Here is a 26,363-nt window from a genome sequence, read left to right on the forward strand (position 1 = left end):
AGGCATAGGGTTGGTGAAGCCGCTCAAGGCGTGATCTTGACCGATAGGTTAGATGATGAGGCTGAGAGCCTAGCCCTTCTGGAGCGTGTGAAGAAACACTCGCTAGAGGAGAGCAGAATCCACCATAAAGCACTCGATGTACTAGCTCACCACCTCGCAGGCTTAGCCCTAGAACACGGCAAGCTTGGGGTGGAGGAGGCGATCAAGATTATTAACAAGGCTTACACCTTCAGAGATATTGGCGTTGAGGAGGTAGACGGCTGTCTAAGACTTCTTAACAGCCACGGCATAATATGGTACGATGGTTTTGTTTTCAGATCTAGGGGGCTTAAGACACTGCAATACTATTACGATAACGTCTCCACCATACCCGATGTCGTGCAGTTCGATGTGGTCGATGTTTCGACCAACAAGAAGGTCGGTAGGTTAGATCAACTCTTTGTGGGGGAGTTTGGTGAGGAGGGGAACAGCTTCACTCTGAAGGGTCTGCCTTGGAAGATAGTTTCAGTCGATGATGATAAGAAGGTTGTGAACGTTGAGCCTCTGCCTAAGGGCACGAGCACCATACCATACTGGGTTGGAGAACTCATACCAGTGGAATTTGAAACGGCGCAGATAGTTGGGAAGATTAGAAAAAAGGTTGCGGAAGGCGGGTATAGTGGGCTCAGCGAAGCATACATCAGATACATCGCTGAAAGCAAAGAGAAGCTCGGCATAACCCCATCAGACGATACCATTGTGGTTGAAAGGTGCAGAGGCTTCTCGCAAATGGTTGTACACTGCTGCTTCGGAACAAGGGTGAATCAGACCCTAGCCACGCTACTATCCACCATCCTATCGTCAAAACTAGGGTACTTTGTGGAAGCAAAATCAGATTCCTACAGGATACTTCTATCTTCACAAGCCAACATACCAGTTAGCTACATCAAAGAAGCGCTCTCAGACGCCTCTAATCTTGAGGAGATCCTCTCCGTCGCAGCCCTAGGAACACATCCGATGAACTGGAAGACTTGGCAAGTCGCTAAGAAGTTTGGGCTCGTAGAAAAGGATGCTCAATACGATCGGAGGGCGGCAAGACTCATTCAAGAGAGATACCGCAATACACCACTTTATCAAGAAGTCCTTCGGGAGATCTTTGTGGAGAAATATGACCTTGATGGCGCTAAGAAGGTCATAGAGAATCTTAGAAGCGGAGCTATCAAGCTTACGTATGCTGAAGTCGAGGCATTCACACCCCTAGCCCAACCAATTATAGAATATGCAGCCAAGTTCGCAGCGCTACCATACAGCATAGATCAAGCATTAACAGCGCTAGTGAAAGAGAGGCTCCTTAACACTAAACACAAACTCATATGCCTACACTGCGGAAGATGGGAGAGTGTAGTAAAGACATCTGAGGCGGTAGAGCCTTTAACCTGTGGGCTCTGCCGCTCTAGACTAGTGGCGTCAACCTACCTCTCAGACCAAGATGCCTTAAGAATCGTTGCTAAGAAGAAGAGTGGGGCGAAGTTAGATGCTACAGAAGAGGAGAAACTGAGGAAGCTCTGGAAAACTTCATCGCTCCTACAGCAATTCGGCAGATCTGCTCTACTAGCCCTCTCAGGACGGGGTGTCGGCCCAGAGGCAGCTTCTAGGCTGCTCCGTAACTATGTGGATGAAGAGAGTTTTGTGAAATCGATCTATAGAGCTGAGAAACTCTATCTCCAGACCAGAGGGTTCTGGGAGGATTAGTCTTTATCTTTTGACACCGTAGCCTTCACCCCGATGCTCGCTTGGGCAGCTGCCAACCTCGCTATAGGTACTCGGTAGGGTGAACAGCTCACATAATCCAACCCTACTTTGTGGCAGAATTCGATTGAGCGGGGGTCGCCGCCGTGCTCTCCACATATGCCTATTTCGAGATCGCTTCTAGCCCTCCTACCGTCCTCAACCGCTATCTTCATCAGCCGCCCCACACCAGCTTGATCTAGTGTTTCGAAGGGGTTGTCGGTTAGAATCTTCTTCTGCAGATATCTTGGCAGAAACTTGTTTTCAGCATCTTCTCTACTGAAGCTGAAGGTCGCTTGGGTAAGGTCGTTTGTGCCGAAGCTGAAGAACTCCGCTACCTCAGCTATCTGACCGGCTGTGAGGGCTGCCCTCACAACCTCTATCATAGTACCATACTTCACCCTTAACTCCATGTCATACTTCTGCTCAACTTCAGCCCTCACCTTATCGATGACCTCCTTCAAATACTTCAGCTCCTCCACCATAGCTACTTGAGGTATCATTATCTGAGGTATAGCGTTCACACCCTCCCTCTTAAGCTCAGCAAGGGCTTCAAAGATAGCTCTAGCCTGCATCTCGTAGATCTCGGGGTAGGTTATGCCCACCCTCACACCCCTATGTCCAAGCATCGGGTTGATTTCGGCAAGCGCAAGAGCCTTCTGCAGCATCTTACGCTTGTTTTCAAGAACCTCCTTAGGTGCGTTCGAGGCCTCTAACTCCATAACCTCCCTCTGGAGCTGCAGCACGTTAGGTAGGAACTCGTGCAGAGGTGGGTCGAGCAATCTAATCGTCACAGGGTAACCCTCCATCGCCTTTAAGATCTCTTTGAAGTCCTGTTTCTGTAGGGGTAGGAGTTTCTCTAAGCACATCCTCCTCTCCTCCTCGCTACCAGCCATAATCATATCAACAACGATAGGGAGCCTATCAGCAGCATTAAACATCCTCTCAGTCCGGCATAGACCTATACCTTCAGCGCCGAAGCTTCTGGCTAGAGCAGCAGCTTCGGGTGTGTCAGCGTTAGCCCTAACACCAAGCTTTCTATACTCATCTGCCCAGCTCAGCAACTCGTAAAAGTCGCCAGATAGTTCCGGCTCGATAAGAGGCGCTTGCCCCAAGTAGACCAGACCTTGCCCACCATCTATCGTAATCCAATCACCTTCCTTGACAACATAATCCCCAACCGTGAACTGCTTCTTCTCATAATCTATGTGTATGGCGCCACAACCAGTAACACACGGCTTACCCATACTTCTAGCTACAACTGCCGCGTGGCTAGTCATACCTCCTCTGCTGGTCAACACGCCTTCGGAAGCAAAGAAGCCGTGGATATCCTCTGGCTTAGTCTCCTCCCTAACAAGAATGATCTTCTCACCCGCCCTACCCAGCCTCTCAGCCTCATCAGCATCGAAGACAACCCTACCTGTGGCAGCACCTGGAGAAGCACCTAATCCGCTTGCGAGTATCGTAGGCTTAGCCCTAGGGTCTACGCGCTTATGTAGAAGCTGCTCTAAAACCTCAGGTTTGATCCGCTTAAGAGCCTCTTCTTTTGTTATAAGCCCCTCCTTAGTCATATCAACGGATGTCTTGACAAGGGCTGCTGCATTCATCTTTGCGTTTCTGGTCTGCAGCAGATAGAAGCGCCCATTCTCTATTGTGAACTCTATGTCTTGAGGCTCCTTAAAGTGCCGCTCCAGTATCTCAGCAGCCCTAACCAGTTCTTTATACGCTTCAGGCATAATTTCCGCTAACTCCTCTATGGGTCTTGGTGTGCGTATACCAGCTACTACATCCTCACCTTGAGCGTTGATCAGAAATTCACCATAGAGCTTCTTTATTCCAGTCGCAGGATCTCTTGTGAAGACCACGCCAGTAGCGCTTCTATCACCCATATTACCGAAGACCATAGTAACTATGTTGACAGCAGTGCCATCAGCGATGTCGGGGGTTATCTTAAACTCCCTTCTGTAGTCAACAGCCCGTTTACCCATCCAGCTGTTGAAGACTGCTGCGATGGCTTTCTCAAGCTGCTCATAAGGATCATCTGGGAAAGGTTTTCCAGTCTCCCTTAGAACGATCTCTTTGAACTCTTTAACAACCCTCTTTAGATGCTCAGCCGATAGCTCGTTATCAAACTTAACACCAGCCTCCCTCTTTACCCGCTCAAACACCTCTGAGAACAACTCATCTCTAACACCAAGTACAACCTTACCAAAGAGCTGAATAAACCGCCTATATGAATCGTACACAAACCTTTCATCGCCCGTCTGCTCTATGAGCCCCTTGGCGGTTTCGTCATTCAAACCTAGGTTAAGCACAGTATCCATCATGCCGGGCATAGAGATAGCAGCACCAGACCTTACTGAAACAAGAAGAGGGTTCTTGGGGTCGCCAAACCTTTTACCGACTTTAGCCTCGATCTTCTTCATATACTCTTTGACCTCATCCATAAGCCCCTCAGGCAGCCTCCTACCGTTAGCATAATACTCCTTACAGACCTCTGTAGTTATGGTGAAGCCTGGTGGCACGGGTAGACCAAGTTGAGTCATCTCACATAGTCCAGCGCCTTTACCGCCAAGTAGCTTCTTGTTCTTCCCATCACCCTCTTCAAACAGGTAGATTCTCTTCTCCAATCTAATCACCTAACCTTTCTTGTCGGCTCCTTTAAAAGTTAACTTACCTTCTAATAAGCAAAGTTCATACGCAGCTAACATCCAAATAATACTTTGCTTGCCTACACTTTGGTATGAGGTTGCACCACCAAAGGTAGTCGGATCTACACCCTTAGAATTAGAGAAATCTTTAACATTACTTCACAGCAAAGTTGATTCCCTAAGAAGTGTGGTTGACAGAATCTTGGTCACAAGTTCGGTTCTCGGTACACCTAGGTTACCTAGCGTCTTCACAGCGGCTCATATAAAGCGTGAGATGCACGATCTGTGGGTCGGATGCAGCATACGAACTAGTGACTACCCCTTACATCAAGCCCTTAAGGTGGTTAGTGAGGCATTAACATATCATTTAGATGGCGTGCTACTCGTCTATGGTGATCAGCCACATTATGGATGTAGCTACAAGAATTACCCTTCGCCTCTACTCAGGAAATTACGGCATTTTATCCAATTAGGTGAAGTACCCAAGATGTACCTATCAGCACCAACCTACCGGAATGAGAAGGAGATAATTAAGAAGATCGAATCAAAACCTGACGGCTTCATAACTCAGATTGTAACAGAGGCAGATCAGATCTTATGGCTTAGAGACCTCTGCAGATCAAACAACATCGAACTGGTAGCAACACTTCTAGCACCAACCCCAAAGAACTTGGCTTCAGCAGAGAAGATCGGGTTAAGGTGGCAACCAGATGAGGCGAAGACAATACATCTAGCTCAAACACTCTTCAGAGAAGGTGTAGACGTATCACTCACTTCACCTTGGAGTTTTAAAGACGGATTGGAGTTTGCGAGAAGACTTAGGTTATACAAATAACCCTTTTAAAAGGGATGATTCTGCTCCTACTAGGCAAACCTTGGTGTGAAGCCGATGATAGATAAAGGTGCTGTAGATAGAATCCTCGATTCATACGATCTGAAGAATATTTCAATCGGCGCCCTAGGAAGCCACTCAGCCCTAGATATAGCCGATGGTGCTAAGGATGAGGGGTTCAGAACTGTTATAGTGTGTCAAGAGGGGAGGGAGAAGCCCTACCTCCTCTACAAGAGGATAGTAGATGAGGTTATAATGCTTAAGCGGTTCAGCGACATAATTAGGCCAGAGGTTCAGAAGCAGCTGAGGGATAAGAATACTATTTTCGTGCCGCACCGATCATTCACAACATATGTCGACTACGACTCTATAGAGAATCGGTTTGAGGTCCCTATATTTGGGAACAGAATGATACTTAGAGCTGAGGAGAGGAGTGCGCCGATAAACCAGTATCACATACTTGAGAGAGCTGGGATAAGGTATCCTAAGGTGTTTAACGGCCCTGATGAGATAGATCGCCCAGTCATAGTCAAGGTTCACGAGGCTAAGAGGAGGATAGAGCGAGCCTTCTTTGTAGCATCTTCTGCGAGCGACTTCTACGCCAAGGTTAGGGAGAGGGTGGAGAAGGGGATAATTGCTGAGGAGGATGTTACTGCTGCGAAGATAGAGGAGTTTATCATAGGCACATACTTTAACTTCAACTACTTCTACTCACCAACCTTGGATAGGGTTGAGTTTCTGGGCATAGACCGAAGACTTCAAACAGATTTGTTTGACTACGTTACGCTACCCGCTAGGCAGCAGTTAGAGATCGATATACCTCTGCAGAACATCGAGATAGGTCATACACCAGCAACGATAAGGGAGTCGATGCTCGAGAAGGTTTTCGAGATAGGTGAGAGGTTTGTAAAAGCGACCAAAGAAATGTTCCCACCTGGCATAATAGGGCCCTTTGCTCTCCAATCTGCTGTGACGAAGGATCTTGAAATAGTTGTTTACGACGTTTCGCCAAGGGTGCCGGGGAGCCCAATAATCTCGACCACCTCACCCTACACAAAGTACCTTTTTGGTCAAAGTGTTTCTACGGGGCGTAGGATCGCTATGGAGATAAAGAGGGCTATCGAGTTAGGTCGGCTGAAGGATGTGGTCACATGAAGACGGTTGCGACCCTCGGCTCACATTGTGCTCTACAGCTGCTTAAGGGTGCTAAGGATGAGGGGCTGCGCACCCTCCTAGTCTGCTTGAAAAAGAGAGCAAACCTATACAGAAGGTTCAGGTTCATCGAGAAGTACATCTTTGTGGATAGGTTTGACGAAGTTGTGAAGCCTGAGATACAAGAGGAGCTGTTGCGCGAAGGCTCTATTCTAATCCCGCACGGCACTTTGATCTCAGAGGTCGGTGTGGACCTTGTTGAGAAGAATCTGAAGGTTCCTATCTTTGGTAACAGGTGGATACTTAGGTGGGAAGCTGATAGGGTGCTGAAGGAGAAGCTGATGAGGGAAGCTGGTTTGAAGCCTCCACCACAGCTCAGGCCTGAGGAGATAGATAGGCTATGTATAGTGAAGTTACCTGGGGCTGCTGGTGGAAGGGGCTACTTTCTTGTGTCGAGCAGCGAAGAGTTTAACCGCGCTGTAGAGAGGTTGAGGGCTGCTGGTCTGATAAAGGGTGTTGACGAGCTCTACATACAGGAGTATTGTGTAGGTGTACCGGTCTACTTTCAATACTTTTACTCCCCGCTTGAGGAGAGGTTGGAGCTGCTTGGCATAGATAGGAGGTATGAGACTACCGTAGACTCGATAGGTAGGATACCAGCCAAGTATCAGCTCGAATCAGAAATACCCTTAACTTACATCGTAGTTGGTAACATACCGCTCGTGCTCAGAGAGTCTCTTCTCGACGAAGCCTATAGGATAGGTGAAGCGTTCGTAGAAGCCTCTAAGAAGAGTGTGCCGCCAGGCATGATTGGACCCTTCTGTATCGAGGGTGTGTACACGGAGAGGGGTTCTTTTGTGCCCTTCGAGTTTTCTGCGCGCATCGTAGCTGGCACAAACCTCTACATAGATGGTTCACCCTACTCAAAGCTTCTTTACGATGAGCCTATGAGTATGGGGCGTAGGATAGCTAGAGAGATTAGGCTTGGGTTGGAGAGGGGGGAGCTCGATGAGCTGCTGACTTAGAGATGCTGTCTTATGCTTAGATCTAGCCCTCAACGGATATACACGGCTATTTACTTGACAGCCTTCCTCTACGCTCTAGGGTATGGTGTAAGCGTCTACCTCATACCACTTTATGCAACGGCGTTGCGTGCAAACTACTATGAGTTGGGGTTGATAGGTATGGTTGGGAATATGCTCTACATCTTCTTCCCCCTTTTAGCTGGCTGGCTCTCAGATAAAGCGAACAAAGCGTATATGCTGGCAGCTGGCTTAGCGTTGAACATCACAGCAACAGCAAGCATAAGCATAGCAAACACGGTCTCAGAGCTGCTAATCGTCAGGATAATGGGTGGGTTCGCTCTCGGCTTCTATTGGCCGATCATAGAAGCATTAGTGGCAGATATTTCACCCGGGCTAACAAGAGTTTCGAAGATAGGGTCGTATGGAGCAGCAACGACCACAGGCATGGTCATAGGGCCGCCGCTAGGGGGTGTGCTGGCGCAGACCTTGGGGTTTAAGGCGACTTTTCTGCTTGCCTCACTGCCTATGGTCGCTGCGCTCGCTGTGATCTTGCTTTATGTAGCACCAGCATATAAGAGAACCGTGCAGATAGCTCATCCCTCTTCTTCTGGTTCTCCTAAAACATTCTTCGTAAAGAATGTTCTTAGGGTTGCGCCTCTTGTGGCAATATATAGCGCTTTCTTCAGCACAGTCGTCTCTATTCTGCCTGGGTACTTTTCGCTTCTAGGCTACACCGCTACTCAGATCGGGTTGCTCTTCGCTCTGGTGAGTGGGGCGAGGATTGTTGCGCTGCTGTCCTCCCATAGGGTGAGTAATAGAGAGGTGTTGGCGTTGACCTTCTTCTCGCTCACTCTTGCTTTGAGCTGCATAATAGTATTCTTAGCCGAATCGCTGCTCTCATTCGCAGTAGGTTTGGTGGTTATGGGGGTTTCGATAGGCTTCATATTCCCCCTATCTTTTGCGCTTGCTCTTAAGGGGGTTGAGCAGAGGGTGTTGGGAAGAGGTGTTGGTGTCTATGAGTCGATACTTGGCGTGGGCTTCGCCGGTGGGCCCATTTTTTCAGGCTTTATCGCTGAGAACATCGACCCCAAAGCACCCTATTTGATCTTCGCTCTGCTCTGCCTACTCATCCCAATATCTCTACGGAAGATAAAGGGGGTTGAGTGCGGTTAGGTTGGTTATTGGGAGGCTTTTTCTGCTTCTTTTATCGATTTAATGAGTGAGGCGACTAGTCTGCGGTCAACAACCCTCAGACCACTCGCTAGAACCCTGCACGCAGCCCTCCTTACACCGAAGATCTGGAAGCCTAGGCTGCAAACATTCTGAGCATCCTCAACCCTCAACCCGCCCGCTAAAGCAGATAGAAGCCCGTGCTCACGAGCCCTACTGCTCAACTCTATGAGCTGGCTTTGAGTAAGGTAGTCGAAGACGGAACTGCCATCCTTCTGGTGCACATCCACAAGCACACCGTCAGCATCACACCTCGACGCAACCTCAGGCAGAAGCAGGGGGTTAAGACCACTAAACCTCTTATAGTCAGCATAAGCTGCTAACACAACCTTAGCACCCGTACCCCTACAAGCCTCAACAACTTTGCGGCCCAGTCTAATTGCATCACGCATAGTTGAGCAGCCGAAGAGCCCAGCCTTAACATAATCAGCGCCAGCCGAGGCAGCACGAAAAGCTGCAAACGAAGCTGTGCCAGGTAGGTTCGGCAAGTCTCCTAATGTAGCGCTCAACTCAACACCTTTCAGTGTTGAGCGTATCTTTAACACGAGATTAGGTGTGCTGGCACCAAGCGCGCCTTCACTAGGGTTCTTAACATCCACAATATGGGCGCCGCCAGCCGCAGCCTCCCTAGCCTCCTTAAGTGTCCTCACACTTACGAGCAGCCTCATCGCAAACCACTATACGCATGTTAAGGATGCTCTTAAGCTTGTATCAAAGTGGCGAAATTGCTTGATTCGTACACTACTATTCGTCATCTTAACTCTAACCTTCACCTAGATCTGCTGGTGCTGGTTCAGCCTCAAAGATATGGGGCAAGTGGTTTAATTAGGTGAGGGGATACATAGCGTCTTCACGCAGTTCATCAAGGTAAGCAAGTTCAGGGTGAAATAGAGCGCGGACATTAAACTTCTTCTTCGACTCTCTCCTCACTTTCTGGAGGATCCTCTTATGTGTCTCCCTCTCTTTTCTCAACATAGCTTTCAACTCTTCTATATTCGCCCTATGGATACGGCGAAGGTCTTCTTCAGTCTTAGGCTTAATGTCCAAACCATTAGAGCTACTATATTCCTTATACTTAAATGCTCCCATCAACTTTTACAAAGTGGCGCCGGGAGAGGGATTCGAACCCTCGAGACCCTGAGACGGGTCACGGGCTTTCGTGGAGGCGCTCAAGGCCTACGCTCCGCTTTAGTGAGCGGATCCGCGCATTACTGCGGACGCTATGTTGTCCACTCTGCCATCCCGGCATCTAGACCTATCGCTTATGCTTCATATTAGAGCTTCGCTTCCAGCTTCTTGAGGTTGTTTTGCCCAACTATCTGAATCTTGGATGCGACCGCTTTGGCTACGAGGTATCCTATGGGTATGGTGTAGAGAGCAAGCGTCGCGTTAAACGCAGCTATCAGCGGTAGGAGCACCAAGATACTCTCCTCTGGCATGCTGAAGCCCAGAGGTGGGGGGTATCTGATGAGGGCGTAATTCATAATCGTCATCACAACCACCTTACTTACTATGCCTAGGAGGGTTGAGAGGATTAGTGTTGTGCCTCCTAGATTTGAGGCTGAGCCCCTCATCTTTACTATGGCGTAGATGGCGAGGAGCATACTCAGAACAGCAACCATATTGTAGAGCGGGCCTGTTGGTAGGGCTCCTGGGAATAGGGCTATTAGTGCTGCGGTGTTTATGATCGTCACAGCCGCACCTACCTTCAGCCCGTAGATGAGTAGTGCTGCTACGATCGGTATCTCCCAGATCTGGTAGTAGAGGAAGGGTGCGAAGGGTGCGGGAAACTTTATTGGGGAGAGGTTCAAGGCTAGGGTTAGGGCTGTGAAGAGCGCGGTTGACGCTAATACCTTGCTCCTCGGCTCAGCCATCCGCCAACCCCTCCATCCAACCCTTCTCGAGCGCCTTATTTAAATTATCTGGTTAATACCAAAAAAGTGGTTAATCGCTCGAAGTAGGAGAAAAGTTTAACCCAAGAAGCAACCAAATAGTAGCGGGTTGTCCTTCTACCCCCTAGAAGCCGACAAAAGAAGAGTGAAGAGCAGAGGAAGCGTAGTTAAACCCTGCCCAGAATGCGGAAAACCCCTAAAAGCCAAGTCTGAGAAGCAGTGGGAGTATGTTCTGCTAGCGCACAAAACACTTTCAAAGAAGCATAGGGCTGAGGATGAGAAGAAGTAGAGTTATGGGGCCGCCGGTGGGATTTGAACCCACGCTGAGGGCTCCACAGGCCCCTATGCTAGCCAGGCTACACCACAGCGGCCACTAAGCGATAAGCTATGCTGATAGCTGCGGTAAATATCTTTTTACCCCGCAGCAACACACAGCGAGGATGGTTTCAGAATCTCTTTTTACGAGCTATGCGCTTGGTAATTGTCTGATTACGCTCTTAAGTTCTATTACTTCGAGGGGGCATTCATTCCAGTCGTGTTCCCAGCAGATGATGATGTCGCATCCTTCGGTTGGGTGTTTGTGGAGCTTGTAGTCTGAGCTCTTGTATTCGAATTCTATGTTTACTTTGACCCAGCCTCTGCCGTCAAACCTTCTGCCTACTGCGTCTGGGAATGATGTTCTTATCTCTTCAAGATACATCTTCAGATCCTTCATGACGGTGGCAAAGAGGAAGATGACGCCTTGCTCGTTGACCGGGGCATACACTAATCCTCTGAAGTTTATCGCTTCACCAACACGCGACTTCTCTCTTTTAACGATAAGTGTCTTCTTAACTTGCTTTACTGCACCACCTCTATCGACCTTAAAGCGGTATGTCTTGAAGGGTGTTATAGGCTCGATCAGTAATGCATCACCCGCCTTCAATTTATGTTTTAGATATAACTTCTTTAAGCCGAAGATGAGTCTGCGTTCAGGGTTATATTCTACCACCTGCTTATCAACGCTAAATATAACCTCGATCTTCCTCAGACGAAAGCCCTTTGGGAAGTGTGTGGCGGCATCTTTGGGAATATAAAGTATGCCCTTCTTAAGAAGACGGTTGGATAGCTTGGCGTGAATCAATTTCCTTTTATCAGATTTACCACATTTATATTTAAGTTTACGAAATTGGTGATCAACTGGGGGGATGCTTTGATCTTTTTGACCGCTTTGATCAGCGCCGGGACGATTTCTGTGTAGTCTCCTACTAACCCGTAGTCGCAGTTGTCGAAGATAGGTGCATCCGGATCCTTGTTTATCGCAACCACACACCTAACTTCTCTTATCCCGAAGAGGTGCTGGACCGCCCCGCTTATTCCCACTGCGAAGTAGAGGTCTGCGCGGACAGCCTTACCAGTCTGCCCGACCTGTCTATCGTGGGTTATCCAGCCGGCGTCAACAGCCTTCCTTGAGCCAGAAACCTCTCCTCCGATGACCTTAGCAAACTCCTCCAGTATCGTGAAGCCCTCTTTGCCCCCAAGCCCCTTTCCACCCGAGACAAGTATCTTCGCCTTCTCTATCGGAGCCGCGCCTCTACCGAACCTCGATCGACCTAGAAGCTTAACACCAACAGCATCTACCACCTTTGGGTTAGTAGGTATGATTTCGCCTTCACGCGCCAGATCCTTCTGCGGCGTAGGGAAGACGTTTGGTCGCGCTGTGAATATCGCTGGTCTTCTGTTTAATGTGCGTATATGCGCTATCAAATATGCGCCAAACGTGGGCCTTACACCCAGAATATCCTTCGCCGCAGAATCCACCTCGAAGGATGTGCAGTCAGCTGTTATGCCTGTCTTAAGGATGTTTGCAACATAGGGTGTGAACTCCCTACCCCTCATAGTTCCAGCCACAAGAAGCGCTTCTGGTTTGTACTCTTTAGCTAGGTAGGCTAGTGCTTCACCGTATAGTGTGGGGTAGTATTTCTCGAACCTTTCATCATCAGCCACATAAACCCTGTCCGCACCATAGTATATCGCCTCACGAGCCAAAGATGATACCCCTCTCCCTATGAGCACAGCCCCGACATAGGTATCCTTCTGCGAAGCCAGAAGCCTAGCCACACCAAGCATCTGCAGCCCAGCCTCGCTAAGAGAACCATCCTCCACCTCCAGATACGCCCAAACACCAACATACTCCTCGGGGTTGATTCTATCCCACTCAGAGCAGATCGACATACGCAGCCCTCCTAGATCTTCAGAAAACCATCTTCAACAAGCCTACTAATCAGCCACTCAGCCGCTTGATCTATATCCCTAGGTTGGCAGACGATCTTCTTCCTAGGCACCTCAGCAACGAAGCTAGTCTTCTTCACTATAGTTGGCGAGCCCTTTAAGCCGACGCAGTTCACCTCTAAACCCAAGGTCTTGTTGTTCCAGACTTCAATCACCCCCTCTTCTTTGCAGCGCATCTTATGGCTGAGCTTGACCCTCCTCGGCTTGGTTAAATGCATAGCTGCTGCTAGAAGCGCAGGTAGGGCTAACTCGTACTCCTCATATGCGTCCTCAAGCATCCTCTTAACCCACATCTTACCGTCACCAAGATACTTTGCATCAACAACGTAGTATAGGTATGGTATGTGAAGCCAAGAAGCTAGCTGAGCACCTATATGCGCTGTTGAGCTATCTACCGTTTCTTGACCGACCAGTATAAGATCAAATTTAAGCCTACTGATGGCTTTGGCAAGAGTATAGGATGTCGCTAACGTGTCAGCACCAGCATAGGCCATGTCGGTGACCAGCACCGCCTTATCACACCCCATACCTACCGCATGCTCCAGACCAAGCCTTGCAGAAGGAGGAGCCATGGTTATTGCTGTAACACTACCCCCGAACTTATCCCTCAAAGCCAAAGCCATCTCTAACGCGTGCATATCGTGTGGGTTGATTACACTAGGCACACCACTTCTGATCAATGTGCCCGTCTTTTGATCAATATTGACCGTGGTTGTGTTGGGAACCCATTTTATGCAAACCACTATATCCATAATACATTCACCCGAACCTGTAGTGAATGCCTTTACCGCTCACAGGGTAGTTCCAGCTCACAGCACCTCGGGGACAGATGACCCTACAGGTTCCGCACTCCAAGCAGCCCTCATAGCTGAAGACGATTTTATCGCCTAGGAGCGTAAAGCAGCCAGCTGGGCAGAGGTTGATGCAAGGCTTCGTATCGCACTCAACACACTTCTCCGAATCCACCACTATATGCGGCTCATAATCCACATCCCAGACGTTATTTATCAGAATATCCTCTAAACGCATCCTCTTCATATACTCCTCACAACCCTAAACCCATCTAGTAGAAGCTTGAGCAAACCAACATCTTTCTTAGAGCGTTTAAGGGCTTCCATCAAAGTAGGCACCTCGTAGTCAAAAGCAAACAACGCTTTAGCTGCATCACACAACATCTTTGGGTACTTGGAAAACAGCGATTCATCATTCAAAAGTTTAGAGAACTTCCTAAATTTCAGCATCTGCTTCAAGACGAAACTCTGTTTTAGCAGATGCTCATACCACGCTAAACCCCTCTTTGAAAAGTCTCCTTCCGCATGCGCCTTTTCATAAGCTTGGGCTGCTAAATAACCGGAGTAGGCTGCGAAATCAACCCCCCTATACGTGTATCCTAGGTTTAGTAGGTACCCTGCGGCATCCCCAGCGACCAAAAGACCATCTGAATACGGGTGCTTAAGCATCGCGCTACCAGCTTCCGGTATAAGGTGGGACGAGTATTCGACGATGCTGCTCTCTTTGAGATACTTGGATAGCAGCGGATGTAGCCGTAGATTCTCCAAGAGGTTTGAGATATGCTCTTTTAACGAGTGAGCAGATTTGAGCATGAGCACCAACCCCAAACTTACCGCGGCTGTGTTTGTGTATAGAAAAGCGCCTCCAGGTAAGCCGTTTGTGAAGTCACCTAGAAGGATCCAAGACAGACCCTCCTTCTCACCTAGCCCGAATCTGCTCTCTATCTCAGTTGAAGGTATTCTCAGAGTCTCTTTTACACCTAGAGCAACTTGATCCGCTTTAAGCTCTTTTACAAGACCGGCTCTTTCAAGCAGCAGCCTATTAACACCTTCGCAATCTATAACCACATCTGACTCAACTACCTCACCACCTATCTTAACGCCCTTAACAAAACCGTCTTTGAGCACAAATCCGTCAACCACGATCTCGGTCACCAGAAAAGAGCCAGCCTCTTCAGCCTGCTTCGCCATCCAAGCCGCTAGTTCACTAAGGTGGCAGATGAAACTCTTCCTCTCTCCCGATTCATAATCCAACGAGAGCATAGTATCACCAGCAGCCAAAGAGAACCTCTCTTTAACAACCCACCTCTGTATAGGTGCATCCTTCAGCAGATTGGGGTAGATCTCTTCAAGAGGCTTAGAATACACTCTACCACCGAACACATTCTTCGAGCCGGCGACCCTACCCCGCTCAAGCAGCAGAACCTTAAACCCCTTCTTCGCCAAAGTATACGCAGCGGTAGAGCCAGCTGGACCAGCACCTACAACCACAGCGTCGAAGCGCCGACTCAATTAACCTCCCCGCAGCCAATATTTGTATGGCACTCCTTGCAAAACGTAATCAGATTCGAAGGCACATTGAAGAAGACCCCTTTATCCCAGAAGATATGGTGTAGACTTGCCGTCAAAGGTGATAGAGGTTTAGCGCAGATAAAGCATTGATAGGCATCTCGCTGCATAACCTCATCTCTGAAGAAAGTTAAGAGGAAGCTATTCAACTCCAAATCAGTCTGAAAGACCTTCCCCAACTTAGCAAACCTCTCTCGCCACACCCTCCATTCATTCTGAACCTGCTCTAAACCGAAGAACTCAAGAAGCTCGTTAGCTGATATGGGTCTAGCGGTGGCAGCTAGAGCCTTCATCTTAACCTTACTAGCAACGAGATCCTTTAGCTCATCAACCCCTAAGAATTTAAGCCTCTTCGCAAGAACCCAGAGTAGCATAGAAGCCTTGGAGCCCTTTGGCGCCTCAAGCCTCACCTGCTCAGCCTCGCTCAACCAGACACCCAACTAACAATTAATATTCACATTCTAAGATATAAGTTAAACAGCTAGTGAGAGTGCCCTTTAAATGGTAACGTTAATATAGAGCGCAGAGACCAAATATTCTAACTAAGGGGTGGTTATGTTTGTCCTCTGAAGAATGGTTTAGAAGGCGTAGGATAAGGCTGCCCTTCTTCGACATAGAGATACCCAGCTTTTATAGTGGTGAGCTAATAGATATGCTTAGAGAGCTGGAGCGCAGAATGGACGAAGCATTTAGAGACCTAGGCGAAAAGGTTCCAGAAAAGCTGGTAAGAGAGAGAAGATTACCAGATGGGCGAGTGATAAGGGAATTCGGCCCATTCGTCTACGGCTACTCAGTAACCATAGGACCAGATGGTAAACCGGTTGTGCGTGAATTCGGTAACGTAAAGCCTGTGCCCGGCAGACCCGGTTTAACCGTCAAGGAAGCCCGTGAGCCACTGACCGAGGTTATAGAAGAAGATAGCGAAGTGAAGGTGATCATGGAGATACCGGGTGTTGAGAAAGAGGATATAGAAGTTTATGCATCTGATGGCAAGTTAACTGTTTCCGTGGACTCAAAGGGTAAATCATATTATAAGGTGGTCGAGATACCCAAGGATGCGGAGTTTGAGAAGGCTAAAACTACCTACAAAAACGGTATACTAGAGATCACGATGCCCAGAAAGAAAGAGGAGAAGAAGGGCTTCAGGATAAAGGTCGAGTAGAGGAAGTAGAAGGTACCTCCAACCTAGGGGGATAACAGGGGATCTCCGTCGGCTTAAAGAAAGGCTCTCTTAACCACACCGCCTTCTTAAACAGCTCAGCCAAAGCCTCATCGTCAGCACCGTTTCTCATCGCGCTTAAGAAGTCCACGTGATTATCTTCCCTAAGTAAACAGGGTTTGAACTGACCATTATAGGTTATACGTATTCTGTTATTCGCCATACAGAAGGCAGAGTTATGCATAGGCTTAACCACCTCAACCCAAACCCCGTTAGGTAGAAGATATTGGTGGCGCAGATGTAGCTGCCTCACCTTCTCCTCAACAGCGCTGCGTTTAAACCGCTCCTCAATAGCCGAAAGATCAGCGTGGAACTTCTTGTAGAAGGGAGCGTCAGCCGAACCCTCTGCTACCAATTCTATGAACTGCACCTTAGCCTTCTCTCCGCCGCCTAGTGAGGAGGCGAAGTTGATGATATCATCTACTTCATCTTCATTCACCCCCCTCATAACCACGACATTCAGCTTAACTGGGGTCAGCCCTACCTCTACAGCGCGTTTAATGGCTTTAAGGGTGTAGTCGAACTTCGCTGCCCTCGTTATAAAATTGAAGCGCTCTTCTCTAAGGCTGTGTAGGCTTATGTTAACTCTATCTAACCCTTTATCTTTTAATTCGGCTGCGAGTTCAACAAGCCTAGTGCCGTTTGTTGTCATAGAGAGCTCTCTTAGGGGGAGCTCACCCAGCTTCTGAACCACATCAACAATGTCTCTCCTGAGCATAGGTTCTCCGCCAGTGAGCTTCACAACATCGACTCCAAACCTCGTTAGTATCTTCGTTATCCTCTGAATTTCGTCTGCTGTCATCATGTCTTTGGGCTCTTCAAATATGCCTTCGCTGTGGCAGAAGATGCAGTTAAAGTTACAGAGGCTGCTTGGGTTTAGCGATATCCTTACGCCAGTAACAGGTCTACCGAATCTGTCAAAAAGCACACGCCCATCTACTTTGTCTTTATAGAAGGGAGGAGACCGCGCTGCACTCAACTTCACTTTAATACTTATCTTTAGCCTTATTTAAAGATGTCTTGAGAGACCGTCTTGAAGTAGAGCTAAGCTTATATACTTATGCTTTCATATGTCTCAATGGTGGTCTCACGTGTCCGAGCAGAAATTCACAAAAGGGCAGACTTGGGGTGCACTAAAGAAGGCTTGGAAAGCGTATAAGATAGCGAAGGTTCAGAACGACCGCACGAGGATGATGGAATACGCTAAACGCATACAGACCCTCCAGAAGGAACTTGGGCTGCAGGTAGCAAAGTTCCCAGACCTCGGGCTCTAACAGCCCATTCACCCTCTATTTTTGATCTTCGATAGCGTTAAGAATAAGTTGACCGCTTTTAGAGTTGGATGTCAAGTCTATGGCGGTATGGGAACTACATGAAGCATATCTTGAGGTGTTAAAGAGCAGGATCGAGCCTAAACACTACGAAAGGTTGATGAAAATAGAGAACCCAACATTACACGCCTTTGTAGCAAAGTATATCGATCTCTGCGAACCAGATCGAGTATATGTTTCAGCAGGAACAGAAGAAGACATAGAATATATTCGGCGGGCAGCTCTAAGAGACGGTGAAGAAATCAGAGTCGCAACCCCTGGGCATACTGTTCATTTTGATAATTACTACGATCAGGCTAGGGATAGGGAGCACACAGTAATACTTGTCGAGAAAGATCTGAACCTTGGTTTTGGGATCAGAGTGGGTAACCGGGAGAAGCTTCTTAAAGAGATGCATGAGATCTTAAGGGGGATAATGAGGGGGCACACCCTTTATGTGTGCTTCTACAGTTTAGGCCCTGTTGACTCAATCTTCACTATTCCGGCAGTACAGCTTACAGATTCGAGTTACGTAGCGCATAGCGAGAACATCCTCTACAGGCAAGGTTATGGTCTGTTTGTAAAGCGTGGTAGAGAGGCGCGCTTCCTTAAATTTGTGCATTCACAAGGTGAACTGGATGAGAGAAAGACGTCAAAGAATCTGGATAAGAGGAGGGTCTACATAGATCTAGAAGGTGAGACGGTCTACAGCGCCAATACGCAATATGGCGGCAATAGTATTGGGTTGAAGAAGCTTGCTATGCGCCTAACAATAAACCGAGCATCCAAAGAAGGTTGGCTTACTGAGCATATGCTGCTAATGGGCATACACGGACCTAACGGCAGGATCACCTACTTCGCCGGGGCTTACCCCTCTATGTGCGGTAAGACATCAACCGCTATGATGGAGGGCGAAACCTTGGTTGGTGACGACATAGCGTATCTCAGAAGAGTCGATGGTGAGGTTAGAGCGGTTAACGTTGAGAAGGGGATATTCGGCATCATTCAAGGCGTAAACTCTAAGGATGATGCCATCCAATGGGAGGTTCTACATAGCCCAGTCGAGATAATCTTCTCTAACGTCCTTGTTACAAAGGATGGTGACGTTTATTGGGATGGGCACGATGGGCCTGTGCCATCCAGTGGAATAAACCACTCAGGCGAGTGGTATATTGGGAAGAGGGATAAAGAAGGTAAGATCATCCCCTGCTCTCATCCGAATGCGAGATTCACGGTTGAGCTCACACATTTTAGAAACCTCGATCCTAATTGGGACGACCCCAAAGGAATCCCGCTTAGGGCTATAGTGTATGGTGGTAGGGATTCGGACACCTCTGTACCTGTAGAGCAGAGCTTCGATTGGGAGCATGGGATAATCACGAAGGGCGCTGCGCTTGAATCCGAAACTACGGCCGCTGTGCTGGGTAAAGAGGGTGTTAGAGAGTTTAACCCCATGTCAAACCTCGACTTCCTCTCTATACCAATTGGCAGGTACATTGACGACAACTTGAGGTTTGGAGCGAATTTGAGAAATCCTCCTGTAATATTTGGCGTCAACTACTTTTTACGAGACAAGAACGGCGAATATCTTACTGAGAAGACGGATAAGAGGGTTTGGTTCAAGTGGATGGAGCTTAGGGTGCATAATGATGTCGATGCTATAAGAACACCAACAGGCCTGATACCGTTCTACGATGATCTAAAGCCTTTATTTGCGAAGGTTCTAAACAAAGAATATCATATCGAGTTATATGAGAAGCAGTTTACTATTAGAGTGAAGGAGAACCTATCTAAAATCGATAGGGTAACAAGGATTTATCAGAGTATAGAGAGCACACCACCTAGATTATTCGAGGTCTTCGAGGAGCAAAGGAAGAGGCTACTAGATGCCCAAGCGAGATACGGTGACTATATCTCGCCTCTGAAACTAGCTTCATGTGAATAAAGCCGCTTACGAATAGAATATTTGTGCAGACTTGGGTAAGGTTCATATACTTATAGATATGTAGAGCCTTTTTGATCTTAGAGTTGTCCGGCTCTTTCTTAGCAGACTCAAAGAGGGTTGTTGTGTTAATCATAGCCTCTATCGCAGCATTTATGGGTCCTCTCGACGGCAGCATCGTGAACGTTGCTTTACCAAGCATCGCGAGATCTTTAAATGCTGGATTAGGCTACTTGATCTTGGTCCCAACGATCTACCTTATAGTCCTTGCTTCGCTTCAAACCACTTTCGGTAGATTAGCTGATGTAAAAGGAAGGGTTAGAATATTCAACATCGGAGTGGGCGTGTTCACAACAGCTTCTCTACTCGCAGGGCTCTCACAAAATATCCTCCAGCTGATCCTTTTTAGAGTTATTCAAGGGATAGGAGCGGCTATAATGGGTGCGACCGCTACGGCGCTCGTTGCTGAAGCTTATCCACCCTCTAAGAGAGGGGCAGCTATCGGTGTGAACACGATGGCTGTGTACGCTGGACTTACCCTAGGACCTGTTTTAGGAGGCTTCCTTGTGCAGGTCTTCGGCTGGAGGTCCATCTTCTTAGTCAATATACCAATAGGTGTTGCAACACTCCTTCTATCAACCTATTGGCTGCGTGGGATAGGTGTTAAGAATATAAGGCGGGGCTTCGACTTATTAGGCTCAGCAACCTTAACCATATTCCTTGTTACACTCCTCTTAATCCTAAGCCAAGGGGACCTCCGGTTCACCTCGGCTCAACTAACTACCTTATCAGCCCTTTGCATATTATCGCTGAGCGCTTTTATCTACGCTGAAAGGAGGGTAAGTGAACCGCTTATGGATCTGCGCCTCTTTACATCCAACAGACTATTCAGCGCAGGTAACATCACCGCATTATTAAACTACTCAACCACCGCAGGTACCGTGCTTCTCATATCAATCCACCTACAATTCATCCTAGGGTTCTCACCTTCAGAAGCCGGGTTAATATTGCTGACCCAGCCTCTAGTGATGGTTGTTGCTGCGCCGATCGCTGGGTGGCTCTCTGATCGCATAGATGCGAGAGTGCTCAGCTCGATCGGTATGATGATTAGAACGGCTGGGCTACTTCTGCTGGCGTTTTACAGCGAAGCTTTGAGTAGAAGCTTCATAGTAATCCCCCTTATCATCCTTGGGTTAGGTAACGGGTTATTCTCATCTCCTAACGTAAATTCTATACTCAGCTCGGTTCCTAGAGAAAAGTATGGACTTGCCTCAGGCATTCTCAGCACCATCAGAACCATGGGCCAATCTATCGGCATAGCTATTATGGGCTCCATCGTCTCTGTCGTGATGCCTCCGGGGACCTTTGCGAGGCTTAGCGAAGATGCGGTTGAGTTGGCCGCCTTCTTCCTAAGTGGTGTGAGAATCGCTTTCTTGATAGCTTCTATTCTAAGTGGGATGGGTATCTTTACATCTCTTGCGAGAGGTAGCGAGCATAGGCAGAGCTCCAGCGTTGATGCTAAGACGTAGGTTTGATTGATCTTCTAACGTACCAGATCGTTAAGAAGTAGAGTATCAATATCCAAGCAACAGCTAAAAGCGCCCCAAGCACCACTTTTAACACCGCCACACCAAGAGGGCTGATGATGCCCTCGGCTGGATTAAAATGGGCAATGTATCCGAATATTATCACCGTGCCTGAGAGGACCAGAAGCCAAGCTACGAAGATTATAGCGATCAAGGGTAGAAGCTGACGCAACATATCTTCTCACCAAGTCAAAAAGGCGGTTACTATCGCTAAGACCGCTGCTATAATCGCTAGGATAAATATGGCCCTAGCAACCTCGACCTCACTTAAGGGACCCTTGGCTAGTATCATTCTTGTCAAAGTGACCGGCGCTTCTCTGCTTGTTGAAGCTGCGAGTCTGAAGTCTTGTAGGATTTTGATAGGCCTCTCTTTGATCTCCCGATGCTCAATTATCTTCTTGACGCTCGAGAGGAAGAAGAAGGAGTTTAATATTGCTGGTAGTAGCGCTATTACACCAACCACTTCAGCTCGACCACAGATCGCCAAAGCGCCGTAAAGAGCGCCTAACGCTAAAGTCCCTGAGTCGCCTGGAAATATCTTTGAGGGGTACTTGTGGAAGAAGAGGTAGAATACAGCGGTTGATACTAAGAGGGGTAGGGCTGCTGTAAACATGATCCAATCTCCTCGCAGAGCGAAGGCTACGAGGAGAGGTATACTTGCTATGAAGACGTAGCTGGAAACCACGCCGTTGAGTACATCTATAGTGTTTATTGTGTTCGCAGTAACTGGTAGGGCTGCTAGGACCAAAAGAGGGTAGACTATGAATAACCTAACAGACTTCCCGTAGATTGGGAAGATCGGTTGAGGCACATATGCGCCTAAAAGGAGTATGGGTAGTGAAGCAAAGATTAGGAGGAGAGGCTTAGAGTACCCTTTTAAACGCTTAACATCATCCACCAAACCTATCAGACCGGCAATGAGAGTTGCAGTAAATAGAGCGGCAACCCTCACGTCATATGTGAAACAATATAAAATAGTTTCTCCGACAAGAATCGATATAATGAGAGCTGGGCCTGCTGGCCTTGGTATAAGAGGTCTGTTTGGCTTATGCACATCTTCAACCAGCCAACCATAGCGCCTTAGCACATTGATTAAAATGGTTGTTAGAAGGTAGGTGAGTAGGCCGCTAACTAAGATTATGACCGCTGCGAGCCACGGGTTCATATGCTGCTCCGCTGTGACTCCTCTTACGGGCGTTAAAACCCTTTTGACAGAAGATTCTTATATAAAGGCTGGGGATATAGTAAGCGAGTGCTAGTTTGAAGATAGTCGAACTTAAGGATGGTATGCGTAGAGTGGACGTAGAGGGGACGATCTTAGATAAGAGTGAACCTCGAACTGTAAATCTAAGAGCAGGTGGGCGGGCTACTGTTGTGGAGTGTACGATCAAAGATGATTCAGGCTCAATAAAGCTGAGCCTCTGGGATGATCTTATTGATAAGGTCAATGTAGGTGATACAGTAAGGGTAGAAAATGGCTACGTCAACTCGTTCAGAGGAGAACTCAGACTTAACGTAGGCAGATATGGCAGATTATATGTAACAGGCTAAAATCTAGGTAACAAAGCATATTGCTTTCAAATCTTTATGGCACACCCTTAATAGGTTTACACTCAACATGTTTGAAGTAGAGAGATGTAGAAGCAATTCTACAAGCATTAAAGCGAGTGTAAAGATAAGATTAATCTCAGACCGCACACATTACTTCTACGGGGTAGAGGGTTGGACGAAGAATACAGGGTGGAAAGAGATAGTTTAGGAGAGGTGAAGGTACCTTCTCAAGCGTACTACGGTGCGCAGACGCAAAGAGCTATAGAAAACTTTCGGATTTCGAACCTAAGGTTTCAGAAGAGCTTCATAAAAGCCTTAGCCCTAATAAAACTTGCAGCCGCAAAAGCCAACATGGAGCTAGGATTGTTAGATAAAGTCTTAGGTGAGGCGATCATCAAAGCCTGTATTGAAGTGTTAGAAGGAAGGTTTGATTCAGAATTTAGGTTAGATATCTTCCAGACGGGCTCAGGCACATCAACCAACATGAATGTGAATGAAGTATTGGCTAATAGAGCGAATGAGTGGCTGGGAGGTAAGAAAGGGGTCTATGAACCTATACACCCAAACGACCACGTGAATATGTGCCAATCCTCTAACGATGTCTTCCCTACAGCTATCAACATAGCGGCGCTAGAATCCTTGAATCAAGATCTATTACCCTCCATGAATCAGCTAGAGAAATCATTCAGGAAAAAAGCTGAAGAATTTGAAGATGTTGTAAAAGCAGCTAGAACACATCTCCAGGATGCTGTGCCCATAACTTTAGGCCAAGAGTTTAGTGCCTATGCTGCTATGGTGAAGCAATCCATAAGACGCATTGAATCAGCAGAACAGGCTTTGCTGGAGATACCACTAGGCGGTACAGCTGTAGGAACTGGATTGAATGCACATCCATCTTACGCTAGCCTGGCCATCAGAGAGTTAAGGCAATTGACTGGCTTTGAGCTGCGTCAAGCGGAAAATGTCTTCGAAGCTATACAGAGTAGGGATGCGAATGTTGAGTTAAGTGGTGCTTTGAAAGGATACGCTGTATCTCTTATGAAAATAGCAAACGATCTACGTTTACTCTCCTCGGGACCCCGAACAGGATTAGCTGAAATCGTTTTACCAGCAATCCAACCTGGTTCAAGCAGTATGCCCGGTAAAGTGAACCCTGTCGTGCCAGAAATGGTCAATATGGTCGCTGCAAAGGTGATGGGTAATGATCTGACAATAACGATAGCCGGGCAAGCTGGGAACCTAGATCTTAACACGATGATGCCAGTGATAGCTTACACTTTACTTGAATCCATAGAGATATTAGCTTCAGCGATTAGAACTTTAGCGAGATGTGTAGAAGGGATAGTTGTGAACGAAGAGAGGTGCTTCAAATACGCGGAGAACTCAACGGCACTAATTACGGTTCTAGCACCAACCTTAGGCTACGATAAAGCAGCAAAAATAGCGAAGAAAGCCTTCGAAGAAGGAAAGAGCATCAAGCAGATAATAGTAGAAGAAGGCATACTCACAAAGGAAGATGTTGAAAAACTTCTTAATTTAAAGAAGCTTACAAAAGGCGGCGTAGTAAAGGGTCTAGATTTCTTAAACAAAAAGAGTGGGCTCCACGTTAAGGAGCCCTAGCTTAAGCTCAGCTCGGTTGGAAGACCTTAATGGCTACTACGGGACACTGGACTTCGCAAGCCATACAGAATATGCAGTCAGATTCTTTAACAGGATCAGCCTTCTTAGCTGAAGCTGGGTGACCTGGGGTCTCAAGCCACTCGAAGACGCCTACAGGACATACATCTAAGCAAACACCATCGGCTATGCAGATATCAAAGTCGACCGCCACGGTACTGCCGTGTATACCCAGTTTCGCAGGCGGCTCTACAGGACCCCACACATCGTGCCCTTGGTGTTTATCCACTACCTGTCTTTTCGACTTAAACTCGGGATCTATGCCTGGCATACATCTTCACACCCCTTGACTACCATCCGAATATGTATTTAAGTTGAACTACTTGAACCTTAGTAGGCGCTATAGTAGCGTATGAGACGCCTAACTACGTCTATCTTCGCTATTACACCAATCAACTCCCCTTTCTCGTTCACTACATAAACGTGGTCAGCATTCTCTTTGAGCATCGTCAACACTATCTCATTCAGAGGTGTAGAGGGGGATACCGTGACAGGCTTCTCAGCATACGTGGCTAAGACCGGGAGCTTAAGGGACTTCTTCGAAGCAGAAACCAGCTCCTCAAGTTTCACCACACCAATAGGTCTTCTGTTGCTGTCCACGATGGGCAAGACCCTGTAAGGTAAGGACTCGAACTTTTTGAGAGCTTCTTCGACACTTTCATCTTCAGTCAACATATGAGGCTCCCTCGACATTATGTCCGAAGCTTTTACCCTATCTATAGCTTTAGAAGCGATTTTGGAGACTTTGCTGTAGACACGCTCTAAAGCAAGCTCCTCTTCATAAACTTTTGATGACGGCTGGGATGGGAATAGAGATTGGGAACCTGAGGCGAAAAAGCTGCAGACAGAGGCAAGAAGACCTGGTATGATGGCGTTAGGGCCAGCTGTTTCTGCTATGAATGCTGCTGGAGCCAAATAGATTTTGTGGGAGCCTGAGAGCATGGCCGCCATCCCGACTACAACATATAGTGGTTCTATCGTCTTTAACACAATTAGAGAGTAGAGCGAACCTATTAGAGCGCCTTCTACTACACTTGGAGTCAATAGTCCTCCGCTTCCACCAAAGTTCAAGAATATGGTTGTTGTGAATAGTCTTAGAGTGGTTAGCGTGAGAAGCGCTAAGATGGAATGTTGTTGAATGTTTGTGGTTAAATCAGATATTAGCTTGTAGCCGACGCCGATACTTGAAAGGTTAAAGAAGCCTATGGCACCTAAAGATAAACCGCCAGCAAGCAGTAACAGTCCGAAGCCTCCCCTCGCCATAGCCCTCCGCCCCAAGCCATCAGCAAGATTATATAATCTGACGAAAAATGCGGAATATACCCCGCAGACTGTACCAAGAATTATGGAGTGGAAGATTTCTCTTAAGCCAATATATGGTATTTGTGGGATATAGAAAATGGGGCTAACACCACCTACAATCACAGCCAACAGATAAGATATTGAAGCGGCTACCGCCACCTCTGCAAAAGCGTCTTTCTCCACATCCCTCTTATAAGGTATCTCGATAGCAAAAAGAATCGCTGTTAACGGGGCCTTGAATATTGCTGAGATCCCCGCAGCAACCCCAGCCAAATACATCTTCTTTTGATTTAGCAAAGGGAGACGAAAGAACCTTGCTACTGTAGAACCGATACCTCCGCCTACGACTGTAGCAGGGCCCTCTAATCCGGCTGTTCCGCCTAGGCTAATCGCTGTGGTTGAGGCAACCGTTCTTACCACAGCATCTCTTGCAGGAAGATGACCATTACGTAAGTGGAGTGTTTCGAGCATTAAGTGTGTATCGCTGTTCCCTGATCTAATTGTAGAAAAGTATTGGATGAGCGTAAAGCCTAAGGTTATAGAGAGTAGAGTAGTAACAAAGACAAAGGGCCTTTCTTTTAAAATCGCCTCCTCAA

27 protein-coding genes and 2 tRNA genes are annotated in these 26,363 nt (G+C 47.5%); 12 read left to right on the plus strand and 17 right to left on the minus strand.

The window, feature by feature from the left end; translation table 11 throughout:
- Positions 1 to 1,731: Lhr helicase (locus HA494_04130; GenBank protein ID NHV96959.1), on the plus strand; the 1,731-nt coding region annotated here is incomplete at its 5' end.
- On the opposite strand, the gene HA494_04135 is transcribed toward HA494_04130, so the two are convergent.
- Positions 1,728 to 4,403, minus strand: coding sequence for a pyruvate, phosphate dikinase (locus tag HA494_04135; GenBank protein NHV96960.1), 2,676 nt, complete (start codon positions 4,401 to 4,403; stop codon positions 1,728 to 1,730). The two genes, HA494_04130 and HA494_04135, sit on opposite strands and share 4 nt — an antisense overlap.
- 202 nt (positions 4,404 to 4,605) lie before the next feature.
- On the opposite strand from HA494_04135, the gene HA494_04140 reads away from it, so the two are divergent.
- Genes HA494_04140 through HA494_04155 form a run of 4 tightly spaced genes read left to right on the plus strand, consistent with a single transcriptional unit; the run spans position 4,606 to position 8,600 of the window.
- Complete coding sequence (locus HA494_04140) at positions 4,606 to 5,253, plus strand: hypothetical protein (protein ID NHV96961.1); 648 nt, start codon at positions 4,606 to 4,608, stop codon at positions 5,251 to 5,253.
- A 54-nt stretch (positions 5,254 to 5,307) separates the two neighbouring features.
- Positions 5,308 to 6,405 (plus strand): formate--phosphoribosylaminoimidazolecarboxamide ligase family protein, encoded by a 1,098-nt coding sequence (locus HA494_04145; protein NHV96962.1) that lies wholly within the window; start codon positions 5,308 to 5,310, stop codon positions 6,403 to 6,405.
- Positions 6,402 to 7,427 carry a formate--phosphoribosylaminoimidazolecarboxamide ligase gene (locus HA494_04150; protein NHV96963.1) on the plus strand — a complete coding sequence of 342 codons (1,026 nt, stop codon included), beginning with the start codon at positions 6,402 to 6,404 and terminating at the stop codon, positions 7,425 to 7,427. Before HA494_04145 ends, HA494_04150 begins: the two co-directional genes overlap by 4 nt.
- Positions 7,428 to 7,439: 12 nt before the next feature.
- A complete protein-coding gene (locus HA494_04155; GenBank protein ID NHV96964.1) occupies positions 7,440 to 8,600 on the plus strand; it encodes an MFS transporter in 1,161 nt (386 codons plus the stop codon).
- 5 nt (positions 8,601 to 8,605) lie between these two features.
- On the opposite strand, the gene HA494_04160 is transcribed toward HA494_04155, so the two are convergent.
- From HA494_04160 to HA494_04175, 4 genes are all read right to left on the minus strand, one after another.
- Entirely contained in the window at positions 8,606 to 9,325 is a 720-nt protein-coding gene (locus HA494_04160; protein NHV96965.1) for a hypothetical protein, read from the minus strand.
- 157 nt (positions 9,326 to 9,482) lie between these two features.
- Positions 9,483 to 9,704, minus strand: coding sequence for a hypothetical protein (locus HA494_04165; protein NHV96966.1), 222 nt, complete (start codon positions 9,702 to 9,704; stop codon positions 9,483 to 9,485).
- Positions 9,705 to 9,760: 56 nt separating this feature from the next.
- Positions 9,761 to 9,904: transfer RNA gene (locus tag HA494_04170), tRNA-Ser, on the minus strand.
- A 27-nt stretch (positions 9,905 to 9,931) separates the two neighbouring features.
- Positions 9,932 to 10,531 carry a hypothetical protein gene (locus HA494_04175; GenBank protein NHV96967.1) on the minus strand — a complete coding sequence of 200 codons (600 nt, stop codon included), beginning with the start codon at positions 10,529 to 10,531 and terminating at the stop codon, positions 9,932 to 9,934.
- Positions 10,532 to 10,658: 127 nt separating this feature from the next.
- Between HA494_04175 and HA494_04180 the strand changes: the two genes are divergently transcribed.
- Positions 10,659 to 10,838, plus strand: a complete 180-nt coding sequence (locus HA494_04180) for a hypothetical protein (protein ID NHV96968.1) — start codon at positions 10,659 to 10,661, stop codon at positions 10,836 to 10,838.
- 5 nt (positions 10,839 to 10,843) lie between these two features.
- On the opposite strand, the gene HA494_04185 is transcribed toward HA494_04180, so the two are convergent.
- The 7 genes from HA494_04185 to HA494_04215 all read right to left on the minus strand — a co-directional run bounded on the left by HA494_04185 (position 10,844) and on the right by HA494_04215 (position 15,620).
- Positions 10,844 to 10,920, minus strand: a tRNA-His gene (locus HA494_04185).
- 95 nt (positions 10,921 to 11,015) lie between these two features.
- Positions 11,016 to 11,672, minus strand: a complete 657-nt coding sequence (locus tag HA494_04190; GenBank protein ID NHV96969.1) for a hypothetical protein — start codon at positions 11,670 to 11,672, stop codon at positions 11,016 to 11,018.
- The gene (locus tag HA494_04195) at positions 11,669 to 12,763 is read right to left on the minus strand and encodes an electron transfer flavoprotein subunit alpha/FixB family protein (GenBank protein NHV96970.1); all 1,095 of its coding nucleotides are present in this window, start codon (positions 12,761 to 12,763) and stop codon (positions 11,669 to 11,671) included. Before HA494_04195 ends, HA494_04190 begins: the two co-directional genes overlap by 4 nt.
- A gap of 11 nt (positions 12,764 to 12,774) precedes the next feature.
- Positions 12,775 to 13,572, minus strand: coding sequence for an electron transfer flavoprotein subunit beta/FixA family protein (locus HA494_04200; protein NHV96971.1), 798 nt, complete (start codon positions 13,570 to 13,572; stop codon positions 12,775 to 12,777).
- Between the two features lie 7 nt (positions 13,573 to 13,579).
- Positions 13,580 to 13,858 (minus strand): ferredoxin family protein, encoded by a 279-nt coding sequence (locus HA494_04205; protein NHV96972.1) that lies wholly within the window; start codon positions 13,856 to 13,858, stop codon positions 13,580 to 13,582.
- Positions 13,855 to 15,123: an FAD-dependent oxidoreductase gene (locus tag HA494_04210; protein ID NHV96973.1), complete on the minus strand. Its 1,269-nt coding sequence runs from the start codon at positions 15,121 to 15,123 to the stop codon at positions 13,855 to 13,857. The genes HA494_04205 and HA494_04210 overlap by 4 nt, the downstream gene beginning before the upstream one ends.
- Positions 15,120 to 15,620 (minus strand): HNH endonuclease, encoded by a 501-nt coding sequence (locus HA494_04215; protein NHV96974.1) that lies wholly within the window; start codon positions 15,618 to 15,620, stop codon positions 15,120 to 15,122. Before HA494_04215 ends, HA494_04210 begins: the two co-directional genes overlap by 4 nt.
- 212 nt (positions 15,621 to 15,832) lie before the next feature.
- Here HA494_04215 and HA494_04220 point away from each other — a divergent pair, with 212 nt between their 5' ends.
- Positions 15,833 to 16,342 carry an Hsp20/alpha crystallin family protein gene (locus HA494_04220; protein NHV96975.1) on the plus strand — a complete coding sequence of 170 codons (510 nt, stop codon included), beginning with the start codon at positions 15,833 to 15,835 and terminating at the stop codon, positions 16,340 to 16,342.
- Here HA494_04220 and moaA read toward each other — a convergent pair.
- Positions 16,323 to 17,327 (minus strand): GTP 3',8-cyclase MoaA, encoded by a 1,005-nt coding sequence (gene moaA, locus HA494_04225; protein NHV96976.1) that lies wholly within the window; start codon positions 17,325 to 17,327, stop codon positions 16,323 to 16,325. The two genes, HA494_04220 and moaA, sit on opposite strands and share 20 nt — an antisense overlap.
- A 163-nt stretch (positions 17,328 to 17,490) precedes the next feature.
- Between moaA and HA494_04230 the strand changes: the two genes are divergently transcribed.
- The 3 genes from HA494_04230 (at position 17,491) to HA494_04240 (ending at position 21,180) form a co-directional block, all read left to right on the plus strand.
- Complete coding sequence (locus tag HA494_04230; protein ID NHV96977.1) at positions 17,491 to 17,673, plus strand: hypothetical protein; 183 nt, start codon at positions 17,491 to 17,493, stop codon at positions 17,671 to 17,673.
- A gap of 79 nt (positions 17,674 to 17,752) precedes the next feature.
- The gene (locus HA494_04235; protein ID NHV96978.1) at positions 17,753 to 19,654 is read left to right on the plus strand and encodes a phosphoenolpyruvate carboxykinase (GTP); all 1,902 of its coding nucleotides are present in this window, start codon (positions 17,753 to 17,755) and stop codon (positions 19,652 to 19,654) included.
- A gap of 83 nt (positions 19,655 to 19,737) precedes the next feature.
- The gene (locus HA494_04240) at positions 19,738 to 21,180 is read left to right on the plus strand and encodes an MFS transporter (protein NHV96979.1); all 1,443 of its coding nucleotides are present in this window, start codon (positions 19,738 to 19,740) and stop codon (positions 21,178 to 21,180) included.
- Here HA494_04240 and HA494_04245 read toward each other — a convergent pair.
- Together HA494_04245 and HA494_04250 are read right to left on the minus strand one after the other, a co-directional pair.
- The gene (locus HA494_04245; protein ID NHV96980.1) at positions 21,170 to 21,412 is read right to left on the minus strand and encodes a hypothetical protein; all 243 of its coding nucleotides are present in this window, start codon (positions 21,410 to 21,412) and stop codon (positions 21,170 to 21,172) included. The two genes, HA494_04240 and HA494_04245, sit on opposite strands and share 11 nt — an antisense overlap.
- A gap of 6 nt (positions 21,413 to 21,418) precedes the next feature.
- Positions 21,419 to 22,402, minus strand: a complete 984-nt coding sequence (locus tag HA494_04250) for a UDP-N-acetylglucosamine-1-phosphate transferase (GenBank protein NHV96981.1) — start codon at positions 22,400 to 22,402, stop codon at positions 21,419 to 21,421.
- Positions 22,403 to 22,497: 95 nt separating this feature from the next.
- On the opposite strand from HA494_04250, the gene HA494_04255 reads away from it, so the two are divergent.
- Both HA494_04255 and HA494_04260 read left to right on the plus strand, forming a co-directional pair.
- Entirely contained in the window at positions 22,498 to 22,788 is a 291-nt protein-coding gene (locus tag HA494_04255; GenBank protein ID NHV96982.1) for a DNA-binding protein, read from the plus strand.
- Positions 22,789 to 22,959: 171 nt separating this feature from the next.
- Positions 22,960 to 24,408, plus strand: a complete 1,449-nt coding sequence (locus tag HA494_04260) for a class II fumarate hydratase (GenBank protein NHV96983.1) — start codon at positions 22,960 to 22,962, stop codon at positions 24,406 to 24,408.
- Between the two features lie 7 nt (positions 24,409 to 24,415).
- On the opposite strand, the gene HA494_04265 is transcribed toward HA494_04260, so the two are convergent.
- Both HA494_04265 and HA494_04270 read right to left on the minus strand, forming a co-directional pair.
- Positions 24,416 to 24,736, minus strand: a complete 321-nt coding sequence (locus HA494_04265; GenBank protein ID NHV96984.1) for a ferredoxin family protein — start codon at positions 24,734 to 24,736, stop codon at positions 24,416 to 24,418.
- 59 nt (positions 24,737 to 24,795) lie between these two features.
- On the minus strand, positions 24,796 to 26,363 hold a 1,568-nt coding region (locus HA494_04270), incomplete at its 5' end, for a chloride channel protein (GenBank protein ID NHV96985.1).

The sequence above is a fragment of the Nitrososphaerota archaeon genome (assembly GCA_011605775.1).
Taxonomy (GTDB): domain Archaea; phylum Thermoproteota; class Nitrososphaeria; order Nitrososphaerales; family JAAOZN01; genus JAAOZN01.

What these genes read in the sequence shown, in the direction of transcription:
- HA494_04265 (NHV96984.1), bottom strand. Translation starts at nt 24,736, where the DNA reads ATGCCAGGCATAGATCCCGAGTTTAAGTCGAAAAGACAGGTAGTGGAT.
- HA494_04150 (NHV96963.1), top strand. Translation starts at nt 6,402, where the DNA reads ATGAAGACGGTTGCGACCCTCGGCTCACATTGTGCTCTACAGCTGCTT.
- HA494_04205 (NHV96972.1), bottom strand. Translation starts at nt 13,858, where the DNA reads ATGAAGAGGATGCGTTTAGAGGATATTCTGATAAATAACGTCTGGGAT.
- HA494_04145 (NHV96962.1), top strand. Translation starts at nt 5,308, where the DNA reads ATGATAGATAAAGGTGCTGTAGATAGAATCCTCGATTCATACGATCTG.
- HA494_04155 (NHV96964.1), top strand. Translation starts at nt 7,440, where the DNA reads ATGCTTAGATCTAGCCCTCAACGGATATACACGGCTATTTACTTGACA.
- HA494_04175 (NHV96967.1), bottom strand. Translation starts at nt 10,531, where the DNA reads ATGGCTGAGCCGAGGAGCAAGGTATTAGCGTCAACCGCGCTCTTCACA.
- HA494_04235 (NHV96978.1), top strand. Translation starts at nt 17,753, where the DNA reads ATGGCGGTATGGGAACTACATGAAGCATATCTTGAGGTGTTAAAGAGC.
- HA494_04220 (NHV96975.1), top strand. Translation starts at nt 15,833, where the DNA reads ATGCTTAGAGAGCTGGAGCGCAGAATGGACGAAGCATTTAGAGACCTA.
- HA494_04245 (NHV96980.1), bottom strand. Translation starts at nt 21,412, where the DNA reads ATGTTGCGTCAGCTTCTACCCTTGATCGCTATAATCTTCGTAGCTTGG.
- HA494_04195 (NHV96970.1), bottom strand. Translation starts at nt 12,763, where the DNA reads ATGTCGATCTGCTCTGAGTGGGATAGAATCAACCCCGAGGAGTATGTT.
- HA494_04160 (NHV96965.1), bottom strand. Translation starts at nt 9,325, where the DNA reads ATGAGGCTGCTCGTAAGTGTGAGGACACTTAAGGAGGCTAGGGAGGCT.
- HA494_04200 (NHV96971.1), bottom strand. Translation starts at nt 13,572, where the DNA reads ATGGATATAGTGGTTTGCATAAAATGGGTTCCCAACACAACCACGGTC.
- HA494_04250 (NHV96981.1), bottom strand. Translation starts at nt 22,402, where the DNA reads ATGAACCCGTGGCTCGCAGCGGTCATAATCTTAGTTAGCGGCCTACTC.